Below are 14,758 nucleotides of genomic sequence, written 5' to 3' on the forward strand. Positions count from 1 at the left end.
GCCCCTTCTTCCTGAAAAGGGGTCCCAGATCGCCCGGCGAGTAGCGTCCTTGATCAGGTACGGGGTACCTTTGGGCATGGCCGATTACCGCGAAAAACCTGAGGGTCAGAGAACCATAGGGAACGGCCACAAAGGCCCCAGAGGGAGAAAAACCCGGCCCGCATGCCGGGGCCGAGAACCTCCACTGGTCAAGGCAGGCTTTGGCGGCCCTAACCGGCCCCGCTGTCTCGGCGGTAAACCAGCTGCCTAGGAATCGGATTTGGCCTCGGCGGGCTCGGGCTCCTCGGCGGGGGTGTCGGCACCGCCCTGCGCGGCCACTTCTTGCTCCTCCTCGGGGAAGGGCTCGCGGTGGTTGCATTCCTTGTTGGGACAGACCTTCTCCCGCCCGTATTTCTTGGTGGTCTTGTCCATCAATACCCCCGAGCCGCACTTAGGGCAGCTCTCCGCGAGGGGGGGGTTGGGCATGGCGTACTTGCACTTGGGGTAACGGTTGCAGCTATAGAACACCTTGCCGCGGCGGTTCTTCTTGGCCTGGATCTCGCCCTCACCGCATTCCGGACAGGTGACGCCGGTGCCCTCGGGCTTTTCCAGCGGCTCGCGGTGCTTGCAATCGGGGTAGGCGCTGCATCCGAGGAACTTGCCGTAACGGCCGTGCTTGATGGCCAGGGGCTGGCCGCATTCGGGACATTTCTTGTCGGTGACCTCGGGCTCGGGGGCCTCACCTTCCACCGGTCGGGTGTAGTCGCATTCGGGGTAGGCCGAGCATCCGATAAACTGGCCGTTGCGGCCGAGCTTCTTCTCCAGCTGAGACCCGCATTTGGGGCACTGTTCATCGAGGGGCTCGGAGGTCACCTCGGCGCGGGTGACCGATTCCTCCTTTTCCGCCACCTGCTTGTGGAACGGATCCCAGAACCGGTGCAGAACGGGCTTCCAGTCGGCCTCGCCGCGGGCGATAGCGTCCAGCTCGTCCTCAAGCCGGGCGGTAAAGTCGTAATCCACGTAATCGGTAAAGTGGTTGGTCAAGAACCGGTTAACCACCCGCCCGACGTCGGTGACGAAGAAGCGCTTGTTCTGGAGCTCGGCGTAACCCCGATCCTGGAGCGTGGACAAGATGGAGGCATAGGTTGAGGGCCGGCCGATGCCGTAGGCCTCAAGCTGCTTGACCAGGGTGGCCTCGGTGTAGCGCGGCGGCGGCTCGGTGAAGTGCTGCTCCTTACGTACCTGCTGGAGCCACGGCCGGTCGCCCTCGGCCAGCGGCGGCAGCCGGTTGTCCTTCTGCTCCGCCGTGTCGTCGGTGCCCTCCTCGTAGACCTTCAAAAAGCCCGAAAAGGCGATGGTGGAGCCGCTGGCCTTGAGGCGCCACCCGGGCTCCGGCTGGAAGTGGACGGTCACGGTGTCGACTAGGGCGTGGCTCATCTGACCGGCCACCATGCGCTTCCAGATCAGGTCGTAGAGCCGGGCCTGATCCTTGTCGAGCTTGTCCCGAACCGTTTCGGGGTGGCGCGACGGGCTTGTGGGGCGGACCGCTTCGTGCGCCTCTTGGACATTCTTGGATTGCGATTTGAAGGCACGCGGCTGCTCCGGGAGGAAGTCGGCCCCGTAACGCTCGCCGATGATCTGCCGCGCCTCCTCCACTGCCTCGGTGGAGAGGTTTACCGAATCGGTACGCATGTAGGTGATCAGACCCACGGTGCCCTCGCCGAGGTCGATGCCCTCGTAGAGCTGCTGGGCCACGCGCATGGTCTTGGAAACCGGGAAGCCTAGCTTGCGCGAGGCCTCCTGCTGCATGGTGGAGGTGGTAAACGGTGGCGCCGGATTGCGCTTGCGCTGCTTCTTCTCCACCGAGCTTACCGAAAGGGCACCGTCGGTGGCGGCCCCTTCGACCCGGGCCCGCAGCTGTTCGGCCCGCTCGCTGTCGCCAATGGAAAGCTTTTCCAGCTTGTCGCCCTCGGCCTCTACCAGTTGGGCGGTGAAGGGCATCGCCTCGTCGCCGCCGGTCTGGGCCGCCAGATCGGCCTCGATGGACCAGTATTCGGTGGGCTCGAAGGCCTCGATTTCCTGCTCGCGCTCGGCGACCAGGCGTAGGGCGGGGCTCTGGACGCGCCCGGCGGACAGGCCGCGCCGGACCTTCTTCCACAACAGCGGCGACAGATTGAAGCCCACCAAGTAGTCCAGGGCTCGGCGGGCCTGCTGAGCGTTAACCAGGTTTTCGGAGATCTCGCGGGGGTCGGCCACCGCCTCCTGGACCGCCGTCTTGGTGATCTCGTGAAAAACCACCCGGTAGACCGGCTTGCCCTCGAGCTTTTCGCGCTCTCGCAGCAGCTCGGCAAGATGCCAGGCGATGGCCTCGCCTTCACGGTCGGGGTCGGTGGCCAGGATGAGGCTGTCGGCGTTGTCCATCTCGGAGGCGATGGCGTCGACGTGCTTCTTGTTGCGCTCGATGACCTCGTAGGTCATCCGGAAGTCTTGCTCCGGATCGACGGCGCCTTCCTTGGCACGCAGGTCCCGGACGTGGCCGTAGGAAGCCACGACCTTGTAGTCGTTGCCCAGGTAATTGTTGATGCTCTTGGCCTTGGCCGGCGACTCGACGACGACGACGTGCTTTGCCATGGTCTGCTATCCTAGCCCTGAAGGGCCCTTCTGGCGGCCGCCGGAGGCGGCCGGATGTTACTCCCGGAGGAGGTACCGGCGGCGGTTTACCGCCCCTCAATCATCCGGTCAGGAAAAGCCGTCCCTCGTGAAACGGAGGGCCGTCCGGCCTGCGCCGGACGGCCCTCAGGTACCGTCGCATGCTCGGGTCCGAGGGTTAGTGGAGGACCCCATCCATGCGGTCGAAAATCATGTCCTCCACCCAGACATAGGCCCCTTCCTGGCCGGGGCTGTTGTGGAGAACCATAAGCAGCACCCAGGACAGGGCCTCGGTGTCGATCTCCTCGCTATCCAGCGCCATCAGGCGGTCGATCACCAGCTCCCGAGTGGCGGGATCGACCACACCGGTATCCTCGAGAAAGATCAAGAAGCCGCGGGCGTCCCGGGTAAGCTTGTGGGCCTCGTCGGCGGTAAAGATCCGCACGGAGCGCCGGGAAGGCCCAGCTTCCGCCTCATCCTCGGTGTCGGATTGCTGTTCGGCCAAACCTTCCAGCCAAGTGAAAGCCTTGCGCACGTTGGGCTCGGCAAAGCCGGCCTCCAACAGCTCGGTCTCCAGGGTTCCCTGATCGGGCTCCTCTTCCATGGGCTCGGAAAAGTAGTTCTCGAACAGATACATCAGGATGTCGAGGACGTTCTCGTTCATGCGCCTGCGATCCCTAGCTAGCGGGTGTGCGGGTGAACCGACCGCCGGGCTCAGCCCCTACAATCCCCCGGATTTCAAGCTCGAGGAGAATGGCCGAAACCCTATCGGCGGTCAACCCAGACCGGGCCACCACCTGATCCAGGGTGGTGGGATGGAAATCCACACAGTCGGCCACCAGGGCCTGATCGGGGGTGAGATCGGGGGCGAGGGCCGCGGCGTCAGCGGTTGACTGGATTGGGACCGGCCGATGGGAGCGGAGTTCCTCGGCGATGTCGGCGAGCTCTTCAACCAGCTTGGCGCCCTCCCGGATGAGGCCGTTGGGGCCACGGCTGAGAGTGGAATGGATGGATCCCGGTACGGCGAGAACCTCCCTTCCCTGGCTACCCGCCCAGCGCGCTGTGGTCAAGGCCCCACTCTTGGCCCCGGCCTCCATCACCAGGACCCCCAAGCAAAGACCGCTGATAAGGCGGTTGCGCTGGGGAAAATGGCCGGGGCGCGGCGGGGTGCCTACCGGAAATTCGCTGATCAGGGCGCCGCCTTCGACCATCTCGGCGGCCAACTGGCCGTGCTCGGCGGGATAGACGCGGTCGGGACCGCGGCCTTGGACGGCAACAGTGATCCCGCCGCCGTCAAGGGCACCGCGGTGGGCGGCGGCATCGATACCTCGGGCCAGGCCGCTGACGATGGTGAAGCCACAGCCGGCCAGGTCCCGGGCGAAGGCCCGGGCGGTCTCGCACCCGCTCCGGCTAGCCTCGCGACTGCCGACGAGGGCCAAGGTGGGACTCGCCTGAAGGGCAGTGGGGTCGCCTTCCACGTAAAGCAGGGGAGGCGGTTCGGGGAGGTCCCTCAACAGATCGGGATAACCGGCCTCCCCGAGGAGGACCAAGTGGCGGCCCGGCCTCTCTAACCAATGGCAGTCGTCGTAAAATGCTCGAGGTGGCCGGCGGTGACGGAGGGCGTCCAGAGCGGCTTGGGGGAGACCGCTGCCCTCCCCGGCGCCGAATTGGGCGAAGAAGGCTTCGACATCGGTAATCCGCTCCATGGCCCGGCCCAGGACCCGAGGCCCTACCCCGGGAAGGTGTCGCACCTCCAGCCAGGCCCGGGCTTGGGACCCGAGGGCCAATTCAGACCTCGGGGCCCTCGATGCGGTCACCAGCCTCCAGAGGCTGTTGATTCTGCATGATTAGCGCGAAGGCGAGCTGCTCGCTGGTCTCAATGATCATGACCACCCCCTTTTGGCGGCTCGGTAAGTGCGTGGGCTCCCCGGTCCGGGGATCCGCCACGGTCCGGGAGTTCCCCTGGACAATTAGAACGTGGCCTTTTTCCAGGCCATGGCGGGCGCCCCGGTCAAGGATGACCATTTGGCCTTCACCCAACAGGGATTCGCCGCCGACGTGGCGAAGGATGGTCCCTTCCAGATCCGGGGCCGGTTTGGGCATGAAGCGGGTTTGGGGCGAGGCGGCCCGGCCGGGGTAAATCCGGTCACCCTCTTCAACCGGCGCATAAGTGCGCTCAATGGTCCCGGCGTACAGATCGTCCCCCGCCGGCTCCCGCATCCGGATCAAGCCGGTATGCTCCAGGAAGTAGCCGAGAAGCTCGCCGTTTTCCGAATCCCGGATTGGGTCGGGCTTGCGGAAGGTGTACCACTGACGGGTCTCGGCGTCACCCGCTTTACCCAGGCGGAAGAAGACCTCGTCGCCGCTGGCGTACATGACGCGCTCCTGGGCGCCCGCCACCAGGTGGCCGCCCACCTCCTGGGGATCGCGATCGGACGACAATAAGCCGTAGCGGTCCACGTAGGGGATGACGACGCTGCGGTCTACCGTGGAAATGGCCTCTAATCGCTGGGCCTCCTCGGTTCCGACCTCCGGCGACAGGCGTTCCACCTGCTGGCGGGCTACCCGGGGCTCGCCATCGACCGTATAAAGCCTCAGCCGATCCCCGGGGTAGATCAGATCGGGGTTGGAGATGTAGGGATTACGATCCCAAAGATCCGGCCACCGCCAGGGATTATCGAGGAATTTGGCGGCGATGTCCCAAAGGGTGTCCCCTTTGTTCACCGTATACACTTGGGGGGCATCATCACGCAGGTCATCAGGGTCTAGGGCCCAGGCCGTAAACGGTATCAGTGTGAGCACGAGCAGCAGAGTCCGCAATGGCACTGGCCTTCGCTGTCTGTGGGTGAATCGGTTGGCCCGGTGGTCATTCATGCCCGGACACCCCTTCTAGCTACCATATTGCGGTGGACAGAGCAATCTATACTTTTACCACCCCGTTTGAGACAAGCGGCCGGTCAATCCTTGTTAGTCGAAGCCGGGAGTCCGTATCCCCCCCTGACCGGGAGGTTGTCGGGCAAAAACCGGCGCAGTAAGACCACTCGGGTAACCAGCATCGGGATTACCATTACAATGGGGCCAGCATCCCATCCTGAGATGCCGAAAAAGGAAGTCGCCCTGGCCGATGCCGATAGCACCGCCGCTGCAGGCCCAGACGCAGTAGGAAAGGGTTGTATCCGCCGCGTTAGGCCGTAACCGGGAAATCCTGCGGTACGAAACCCTGGTTGATTTTTGGTGTCCGTAAATTTAGCACCTTGGTGGTGGCCCGGCCAGTGGCGAGCGCCCTGTGGGAAAGGCCCGCTTAGGTGTCCGCCTGGCCCCACTTTTTGTGCTATACTACTCCAACGGAGTCCCCTAGGGCCGGTGGCCGGCTAAGCGCCACCAATGACCGCGAGCCAAATAAGCAGACTATTGAGGAATCGCCCATGGCGGTTTTGGATATATTGCACTACCCCGACGAACGGCTGCGCCAGGAAACCCAACCCGTCCCGGAGGTGGATGAGGATCTCCGGCGCCTGATCGACGACATGCTGGAGACCATGTACACCGCCAGTGGTGTCGGCTTGGCCGCGCCTCAGGTTGATCACTATATCCGGATGCTGGTTATGGATACCAGTGAGGACCGGAGTCAGCCGCTGGCCCTGGTGAATCCTGAGATCGTTGCCGCTACCGGCGAACAGGAGGGAGACGAGGGCTGCCTGTCCCTGCCCGGGGTCTTCGAGCCTGTGGTGCGGGCCGCGGAGGTCACGGTGCGGTTCACGGATCGTGAGGGCCATGCCCGCGAGGAGGTGTTTACCGATCTGCCGGCCCGCTGCGTCCAGCACGAGGTTGATCACCTCGAGGGCAAACTGTTCCTGGACTACCTGTCCAAGCTCAAGCGGAATCGCCTGCGCAAAAAGATGGAAAAGGACAAGCGGCTCCAGGCGGATCCGGCCTAGGGCCGGTTTCCTGCGCCGGGCATTAGGTCGTGGCCGGCCCCACCTCGAACGGATCGCCCCTTTGGAGCCACCCCTTCGTATCGTTTTCGCTGGAACCCCCGAATTTGCCGTCCCTAGCCTCCGGGCCCTCGTCGAGGGCCCGGATTCGTTGGTGGGGGTGCTAACCCAGCCGGACCGGACGGCGGGGCGCGGCCGCCACTTGCAGCCGCCCCCTGTCAAAACGGTAGCGGAAAAAGCGCGGGTCCCCGTGGCGCAGCCCGAGACCCTAAAGGGTGGGGTGGGCCAGCGGGTCCTGTCGGGGTGGGCCCCCGACCTGATGGTGGTAGCCGCCTACGGGCTGCTGCTCCCGGCGGAGGTGCTGGAACTGCCGCGACTGGGTTGCCTCAATGTCCACGCTAGCCTGCTGCCCGCCTATCGCGGGGCTGCTCCCATCCAGCGGGCCATCCTGGACGGTCGCCGCGCAACCGGCATCACCATCATGCAGATGACCCCCGGAATGGACAGGGGCCCCATTCTGCTGCAGCGGGCGCGGGCCATCGGTGAGCGGGAGACGGCCGGCGAGCTTAACGACGCCCTGGCCCGGTTGGGTGCCGAAGTCTTGGCCGAAACCGTCGCCGGGCTGCGTGCTGGAAACCTGGAGGGCCGGGCCCAGGACCCGAACCAGGCCACCTACGCCCCCAAGATTACCAAGGAGGAGGCGGAGCTGGATTGGACTCAGTCCGCCGCCGATCTGGCCAATCGGGTGCGGGGCTTCAATCCCTGGCCGGTGGCGTTTGTCCGGCTGGGTGGGGGGCCTTTGCGCATCTGGCAGGCTCGGACCGGTGGCCCGACCGAGCAAGCCCCTGCCACCCTAGTGCGAGATGAGACCGGCGAGCCCGCCGTGGCTTGCGGCGATGGCAGCCTGCTGGTCCTGGAAGAGGTGCAGCCCCCGGGGCGTAGGCGCATGTCCGCCACGGAGGCCGTCCGGGGTGGGCACCTGGACCCGGGCAGCCTTCTTAGCGATCGAGTCACTGCCCACGGATCAACCGATTGAACGGTTAATACCCTTCTGGCCCGTTCTGCCGGGCCGGCCAAGTAAGGTATAAGGAGGAGTAAGGGATGCATAGCGGTTTGAAGACCGCTGTCCTCATGGCCGCACTCACCGCCCTTTTTGTGGTGGTGGGTGGTGTCCTCGGCGGCACCACGGGTATGGTTATCGCCTTAGGCTTGGCCGTGGCCATGAATGCCGGGGCCTACTGGTATTCGGACAAGATGGTGCTGCGCATGTACAACGCGCAGCCCGTGGACAAGGCCAGCGCCCCTCGCCTGGTGGAGATCGTGGAGAAGCTGGCGGAGCGCGCCGAGCTGCCCATGCCGGCGGTTTACCTAGTCGACGAGTCCTCCCCCAACGCCTTCGCCACGGGGCGCAACCCGGACAATGCGGCCGTGGCCGTTACCGCCGGTCTCATGGATCTGCTGAACGAGCGCGAGATCCGGGGGGTCCTGGCCCACGAGCTGGCCCACGTGAAGAACCGCGATATCCTCATCTCCACCATCGCTGCAACCGTCGCCGGCGCCATTTCGGCGCTGGCCAACATGGCCCAGTTCATGCTCCTTTTCGGGGGCCGTCCCGGCGAGGGCAACGGCAACCCCCTAGGCATCGCTGGCATGATCCTGGCCATGATCCTCGCTCCCATCGCCGCCAGCCTAATCCAGATGGCCATATCGCGGGCCCGGGAGTACGGAGCCGACGCTGGCGGGGCGGAGATCAGCGGCGACCCCGAGGCCCTAGCGCGGGCCCTGGACAAGCTGGCACGTGGAGCCAGCCGCGAGCCCATGGAAAGCGCCGAATCCCACCCCGCCACCGCCCAGATGATGATCGTGAACCCCCTCTCGGGGGAGGACCTGATGCAGCTGTTTGCCACCCATCCGCCCATGGAAGAGCGCATCCGGCGCCTCCGGGCCTTGGTCTGATGCCGGTGGAACGCTGATGGCCGAGGCCTCTAAGCAGGCCCAGGCCGCCCCCCGCGGCGTGGCCGTGCGTTGTCGCGCGGCCACCGCGGTTAGTGGGGTGCTGCATAGCGGTCGGCGCCTGGAGGAGGCCTTGGATTACCAAGGCCTAGGCCGCTCCGACCGCGCCCTGTTGCGGGAGCTGGCCACCGGTACGGTGCGCTGGGCGATCCGTTTGCGCACCGTCTTGGACGATCTACTGGACCGCCCCTTGCCCCGGCGGGAAACGGAGGTGGAGGCCCTGCTCTTGGTGGGTCTGTATCAGCTCGCGCACACCAACATCCCGCCCTATGCTGCTGTCTCCGCTACGGTGGGTGCCCTGTCCAAGAGCAAGGCCTGGGCCCGTCGGCTGATTAACGGCGTGCTTCGCCGCTTCGGCAGGGAGCCCGGCCAGCGATTGGCCGCGGCCGACGCCCGCTCGGTGGGCGTGGCCAATGCCCACCCGGAATGGCTGGTGATCGCCCTGGAGGCGGCCTACCCCGACGCCTGGCAGGGGGTGCTGGATGCAAACAACCAGGCCCCGCCGCTGACCCTCCGGGTGGTCGGTGACCGCGCAGCCTACTTGGCGGAGCTGGCGGCAGCCGGCATCGAGGCTCAAGCCCACCCGCTGGTGGAAACGGCGGTAAACCTGAAGTCGTTCCGGCCCGTGGCTAGCCTACCGGGATTCCCCGAGGGGCGAGCGAGCGTTCAGGACGCCGCCGCCCAGCTGGCGGCCCCGCTTATGGAGACCCGGTCCGGCGAGCGGGTCCTGGACGCCTGCACCGCCCCCGGGGGCAAGCTCGCCCACCTTCTGAGCCAGACCCCGGATCTGCATGTGACGGCCCTCGACCCCGACTCTGACCGCTTGGACCGTACTCGGGAGACCCTGGAGCGCACCGGGTTAGCCCCCGAGGCCCTTTTGCGGGGTGACGCCGCCCGACCGCAAACGTGGTGGGACGGGGTGCCCTTCGACCGCATCCTGATCGACGCCCCCTGTTCCGGAAGCGGGGTAATACGCCGCCATCCGGATATCAAGCATTTGCGGCGCCCGGAGGACGTGGGGCCCATGGAAGATCGCCAGCAGGCCTTGCTGGAGGGCTTGTGGCCCATCCTGCGCCCTGGTGGCAAGCTGCTCTACGTAACCTGCTCGGTGCTTCCGGAGGAAAACGGCGAACGGGTGGCTGCCCTCCAGCAGGCCCATCCAGAGGCAAGGGCCGAGCCCTTGCCTCAGCAGTGGGGCCGGCCGGCGGGGCCTGGTTGCCAGATCCTGCCCGGGGAGGCCGGCACGGACGGCTTCTATTACGCCCGACTGCGAAAGGAAACGCCGTAATGCGGGGCGGGCGACCCTTCCAGACCCGGGTGGTGGTCCGCGTTCCGCCCCATAGGCTGGTGGATGCGGCCGGCTGGGCCCGCCTGTGGACGGAGGCCGGGGCGGATGGGCTGGCTCTGGAAGCCGACCCCGGTGATGCTCTGGCCACGGCGCTGCTCGGAGCCTTGCGCCGTCATTCCTCCCTTCCCTTGGAGGTCCAGGCGCCTGATACGGCCACCCCGAGTCCGGAATGGGGACCGGCCTTGGCGGCCTGCGAGGTGGATTGGCTCCTGCCGTCACACGCCCCGGATGATGCTACCGCTGAGGCTTGGGCGGAGTCGGGTCCGCCATGGGCCTGGCCACTGTTGGCGGGCCCTGCACCGGAATGGATCTCACGGTTGCACGCCCGAGGGTCAGTGATTCCGGGGGACTGGGGTGACGGCCCCGACGGCGCCGAACGCTCCCTGAGCCCGGACCCCGAGGGGCCTCCCCCCGCCTTCGGGGATTCCGCCGCGGATACCCTGATCCTTCCCGAAAAGCGGTTGGAGGGCTTGGATCCGGCGGCGGTTTTGGCGAGCTTGCGGCCATGAAGGGCTCCCTGGCGACCATTTTGGCGGGCCTGGCCTTAGTGGGTGCCCCCCCGACGGCCGCGGACTCCCTGGCCGTTACCAGCCTGCGCCTGGAACGATCCGGGGGCGCCTGGCAGGCCAGCGTGGAATGGCGCGTCCCCTGGGACCGGAAGCCCTTCAACGAGGTCCATGAGGGGGTGCCCATTGATTTTACGGTGGAGCTAGAGCTGTTACGCGACCGCGGCTGGTGGTTCGACGCCAGCGTGGAAAAGACTCGCGTCCGGCAGGAGATCTATTACAACCGGCTGACCCGTCAGTATCGGGTGATCGATTGGGCCACTGGCCAGCGGCTGTTTACCCGGAAATGGCCCCAGGCCCGCCGGCAGGCCCAGCGGACCGGATCCATAGAGGTGGCGAAAAGCGACCGGGTGCAGGCGGAGGTGGACTATTACGTTGGGGCGCGTGTGGTGGCTCGGCGTGAGCAGCTCAGCCTACCAGCCCGGATCGTGGCCTCTCTTACCAGCCTATGGGAGGGGGCGAGCGAATGGCGTTACCGGCCCCTGGCCCGTTAAGAATCGTTTGACAGGATGGGCCAGCCCAGCAGGAGCCCAAGTTAGGGTGCAGGGCAGCGGCTGCGCCTTGCCCAGCTTTTACGGCTTACCGGGGCTCGCCATCGGTTGGGGAGGTCTTTAATCGCGGAACAGCCGGGCAAAAGGGACAAGGGCCAGGGCCTTCTGACCCCCGGGGGGCTGGCCACCGGCCTCCTGCTGGTGGGCCTTTTGACGTCGCTGATCCTAACCTCGCGGGCCTTGGAGAGCGGCTCGGTCCTCGGGGATTCCTTCCTGATCCTACTGTTGGTGGACCTGGTGGCCCTCCTGGGATTGGCGGCCGCCATCCTCACCAATCTCGCCCGTCTAATCGGGGCCCGCCGGCGGGAGGCCCTGGGTGCCCGCCTTACCTCGCGTCTGCTTATTCGCTTTGGGATACTCGCCCTGGTGCCGCCGGGAGTTGTGTTCCTGTTCTCCATGCAGTTCATTCAGCGAAGTGTGGACAGCTGGTTTCAGGTGGAGGTGGAGCAGGCCCTGGACGAGGCACTGGGTATGGCCCAACTGTATCTGGACGAGCGCCGAAGCGAGGTGCTGGCCAACGGAAAAGCCGTGGCCCAGGAATTAAGCGGGAATGACGGCACACCGCTCCAGCTAGTGCTCACTGAAGGACGGCGGGGCGAGGGGTTGCGGAAAGCGGCCCTGTTCACTGCCAACGGTACCCTGCTGGGGGCCAGCAATGCCGCGGCCACACCCCAGCTGCCCCAAGCCCCCGGCCGCCGGGAGCTGCTCAAGGTGGCGGAGGGCCAGTCGTTTACCCAGCTGGTCCCCGCCCGCGACGATGGCCCATGGCGGATTCAGGCCTACCTCCCGGTTTCCGGCCCCACCGGGGACATCCGGGTCCTGCGGGTTGCGGACACCGTCCCCGCCGGACTGGCCGCCCGCTCGCGGACCATCCGGGAAGCCGCCGAGACCTATAAGCGTTTGCAGCTGGAAAGGGCCCCCTTAAAGACCAGCTTCTTGCTGGTTCTGGCCCTGGTGCTGGTCCTAACCGTCTTCGTGGCCATATGGCTCTCGTTCCGCTTGGCGGATCGCTTTACCGAGCCCATCCGGGATCTGGCCCGGGGCACCCGCGCCGTGGCCAGGGGCCAGTACGGCCGGGAGTTGGCGGTACCCAGCCAGGACGAGCTGGGTGTACTGGTCCGCTCCTTCAACACCATGACCCGTCGGCTGGCTTCGGCTCAGGAAGAGATCCGGGCCAGCCATACCGAAGTCCAGGCCCGGCGGGCCTACCTGGAAACCATTCTGGACAGCCTGACCTCAGGGGTGGTGACCTTGGGCCCTGAGGGCACGGTGGATACCATCAACCCCGCAGCCCGAAAGATCCTGGGTCTGCCCGACGAAGAGTTGAACGGCCGGCGCCTGGGTGTTCTCACTCGCGAGAACCGGCATCTACAGCCGCTATTTGATCTCTATCTGCGCATCAAGGGTCATTTGCAAAGGGGCATCACCGAGCAAGTGGAACTGGCGGACACCCGCACGGGCACCGTGACCCTGCTGGTTCGGGGGGCGCCCCTGCGTCCCGGAGCGAAGGCGGAGATATCCGGGTTCGTGCTGGTGTTCGACGACATCACCGAGCTGTCCCGGGCCCAGCGGGCGTCGGCCTGGGGGGAAGTGGCCCGGCGCATTGCCCACGAGATCAAAAATCCTCTGACCCCCATCCAGCTATCCGCCGAGCGCCTGCGCCGCAAGTACCTCCATCGCCTGGGCGAGGAAGGCGAGCCCCTCGACCGGGCAACGACCACCATCATCCAACAGGTGGAAAGCCTGCGCGACATGGTCAACGCCTTTACCGAGTATGCCCGCCAGCCGGAAAACCGGTTAGAGCTCCAAGACCTCAATGCCCTGGTCAGGCAAGCGGTGGCCCTCTACGGTGAGCAGCAAGGGGAAGCCCTGCTGGAGCAGGACCTGGATCCGGATCTGGCACCGGCCAATCTGGACGGGTCGCGGTTAACCCAGGTTTTGGGTAATTTGATCCAGAACGCCCAGGCCGCCCTGGCCGATCAAGACGCCCCGGGCCGGATCCGGCTCGAGACCTCGCACGGGAATGATCCCTCGCGGGTGGTGGTTTCTATTAGCGATAACGGCCCTGGCTTCCCGACGGACCTCCTGGATCGGCTCTTCGATCCCTACGTCACCACCAAGGACCACGGCTCCGGTCTGGGCCTTGCCATCGCGCGCAAGATCGTGGAGGAGCACGGGGGCCGTATCGAGGCGGATAACCCCCCCGAGGGCGGGGCCCGGGTTCGGATCGAGCTTCCCGCCGCCGAGTGGGGCGAGCAACGCCGAGAGGGTGCCCATGTTTGAGCCCCTGCCTTCAAGTTCGGAATCCGTTCCCGGTCCTAACCAGTCCGGTGCGATTCTGGTGGTTGATGACGAGGCCGAGATCCGGACCGTGCTTGAGGACACCCTGGGCGAAGAAGGCTATTCGGTGCGGCTCGCGGCCGATGCCCAGGAGGCCGAAGCCCAGGTCCGGGTGACCCCCCCCGACATGGTGCTGCTGGATATTTGGATGCCAAGGACCGATGGTATGGATCTGCTTCGGCGATGGGTGGCCGACGGCCCCCTCCCCTTCCCGGTGGTTATGATGTCGGGGCACAGCACCATCGAATCGGCCGTAGAGGCGACCCGCCTGGGAGCCTACGACTACCTGGAGAAGCCCCTCTCGCTGAACAAGCTGCTTCTCACCGCAGAGCACGCCACCGAGGCGGTACGCCTGCGCCGGGAGAACGAGTCCCTGCGGAATGGTGCGCCCGGGGCGGTGCTCGTGGGCGACAGCGCGCCCATGGCACAGCTTCGCCACCAAATCGAACGGCTCGCGGGCTCCCAGGGGGCGGTCCTGATCGCGGGTGAGCCGGGGGTGGGTAAGGAAGCAGCGGCGCGCGCCCTGCACGAGAGGTCCGGTCTTAGCGGCCCCTTCATCGCCATCAATTCGGCGGCCATCGCGCCCGACGGCATGGAGACCCAGCTGTTCGGCCGAGAGCTGGAGGAGCGTAGCCAGCCCGGTCGCTTCGAGCAGGCCGACGGCGGCGTGCTGTTTCTGGATGAAGTGGCCGATATGCAGGCAGACGTCCAGGCCCGCCTAGTCCGGGTGCTGGAGGAGCAGCGGTTCACACGTGTAGGCGGCAATGACCCGGTGCATGTGGATGTTCGGGTGGTGGCGGCAACCAACCGTGACCTAGACGGCCTGGTACGTGAGGGGGCCTTCCGGAGCGATCTCTACTATCGGTTGAACGTGCTCCCCATCACGGTGCCACCCCTGCGGGACCATGCGGGGGACATCCCGGCCTTGGTGGACCACTTCCTGCAGCGACAGTGCCAGCGAGAGGGCCTGCGCTCCCGGACCTTCGATAAGGGGGCCCTAGACGCCCTGGCGGAGCACGCTTGGCTCGGCAATGTCCGCGAGCTAGAGAACGTCTTGGAGCGGATCCTTATCCTCTCCGAGGCCGATCCAGTGGGGGCGGGGGATGTCCGTGATGCCCTGGGAAGCGCCGCCCGTCCCCAGGTTCCGGAACGGCTGTTTGAAGCACCGTTGCGGCAGGCTCGGGAGGATTTCGAGCGATGTTACCTTGCCTACCACCTGCGGGCTAACGGGGGAAATATCACCCGAACCTCCGCCGAGGCAGGCTTGGAGCGTACCCACCTCTACCGCAAGCTGAAGCAGCTGGGGATCGAGGCCGGGCAATTCAAGAACGGCGACAAGGGCTGAGGGGCCGGTTGCCCGGCCGTCGTCAGCCGTAG

12 protein-coding genes are annotated in these 14,758 nt (G+C 66.0%); 8 read left to right on the top strand and 4 right to left on the bottom strand.

Translation table 11 applies throughout. The features are described 5' to 3' along the window. Nucleotides 1–246 precede the first annotated feature (246 nt). The 4 genes from topA to V5A19_RS05175 all read right to left on the bottom strand — a co-directional run bounded on the left by topA (nucleotide 247) and on the right by V5A19_RS05175 (nucleotide 5,454). Complete coding sequence (topA, locus tag V5A19_RS05160; RefSeq protein ID WP_332317444.1) at nucleotides 247–2,610, bottom strand: type I DNA topoisomerase; 2,364 nt, start codon at nucleotides 2,608–2,610, stop codon at nucleotides 247–249. 196 nt (nucleotides 2,611–2,806) lie between these two features. After that, nucleotides 2,807–3,292, bottom strand: a complete 486-nt coding sequence (locus V5A19_RS05165; RefSeq protein ID WP_332317443.1) for a DUF494 family protein — start codon at nucleotides 3,290–3,292, stop codon at nucleotides 2,807–2,809. 13 nt (nucleotides 3,293–3,305) lie between these two features. Further along, nucleotides 3,306–4,415 carry a DNA-processing protein DprA gene (gene dprA, locus V5A19_RS05170; protein WP_332317442.1) on the bottom strand — a complete coding sequence of 370 codons (1,110 nt, stop codon included), beginning with the start codon at nucleotides 4,413–4,415 and terminating at the stop codon, nucleotides 3,306–3,308. A 1-nt stretch (nucleotide 4,416) separates the two neighbouring features. Continuing rightward, a complete protein-coding gene (locus tag V5A19_RS05175; protein WP_332317441.1) occupies nucleotides 4,417–5,454 on the bottom strand; it encodes a LysM peptidoglycan-binding domain-containing protein in 1,038 nt (345 codons plus the stop codon). A 599-nt stretch (nucleotides 5,455–6,053) separates the two neighbouring features. On the opposite strand from V5A19_RS05175, the gene def reads away from it, so the two are divergent. The 8 genes from def (at nucleotide 6,054) to V5A19_RS05215 (ending at nucleotide 14,726) form a co-directional block, all read left to right on the top strand. After that, entirely contained in the window at nucleotides 6,054–6,566 is a 513-nt protein-coding gene (gene def / locus V5A19_RS05180) for a peptide deformylase (RefSeq protein WP_332317440.1), read from the top strand. A gap of 61 nt (nucleotides 6,567–6,627) precedes the next feature. Continuing rightward, the gene (fmt, locus tag V5A19_RS05185; protein ID WP_332327726.1) at nucleotides 6,628–7,599 is read left to right on the top strand and encodes a methionyl-tRNA formyltransferase; all 972 of its coding nucleotides are present in this window, start codon (nucleotides 6,628–6,630) and stop codon (nucleotides 7,597–7,599) included. A 65-nt stretch (nucleotides 7,600–7,664) separates the two neighbouring features. After that, nucleotides 7,665–8,519, top strand: coding sequence for a zinc metalloprotease HtpX (htpX, locus tag V5A19_RS05190; RefSeq protein ID WP_332317438.1), 855 nt, complete (start codon nucleotides 7,665–7,667; stop codon nucleotides 8,517–8,519). Between the two features lie 16 nt (nucleotides 8,520–8,535). Next, a complete protein-coding gene (gene rsmB, locus V5A19_RS05195; RefSeq protein ID WP_332317437.1) occupies nucleotides 8,536–9,864 on the top strand; it encodes a 16S rRNA (cytosine(967)-C(5))-methyltransferase RsmB in 1,329 nt (442 codons plus the stop codon). Beyond that, a complete protein-coding gene (locus tag V5A19_RS05200; protein WP_332317436.1) occupies nucleotides 9,864–10,433 on the top strand; it encodes a hypothetical protein in 570 nt (189 codons plus the stop codon). The genes rsmB and V5A19_RS05200 overlap by 1 nt, the downstream gene beginning before the upstream one ends. After that, a complete protein-coding gene (locus V5A19_RS05205) occupies nucleotides 10,430–10,984 on the top strand; it encodes a DUF4390 domain-containing protein (protein ID WP_332317435.1) in 555 nt (184 codons plus the stop codon). The genes V5A19_RS05200 and V5A19_RS05205 overlap by 4 nt, the downstream gene beginning before the upstream one ends. A gap of 207 nt (nucleotides 10,985–11,191) precedes the next feature. Then, the gene (locus V5A19_RS05210) at nucleotides 11,192–13,324 is read left to right on the top strand and encodes a sensor histidine kinase (RefSeq protein WP_332317434.1); all 2,133 of its coding nucleotides are present in this window, start codon (nucleotides 11,192–11,194) and stop codon (nucleotides 13,322–13,324) included. Then, nucleotides 13,317–14,726: a sigma-54-dependent transcriptional regulator gene (locus V5A19_RS05215; protein WP_332317433.1), complete on the top strand. Its 1,410-nt coding sequence runs from the start codon at nucleotides 13,317–13,319 to the stop codon at nucleotides 14,724–14,726. Before V5A19_RS05210 ends, V5A19_RS05215 begins: the two co-directional genes overlap by 8 nt. Nucleotides 14,727–14,758: the final 32 nt, after the last annotated feature.

Origin of the sequence: Thiohalorhabdus sp., assembly GCF_036628635.1 — a bacterium.
In the GTDB taxonomy this organism is placed as follows: Bacteria; Pseudomonadota; Gammaproteobacteria; order Thiohalorhabdales; family Thiohalorhabdaceae; genus Thiohalorhabdus.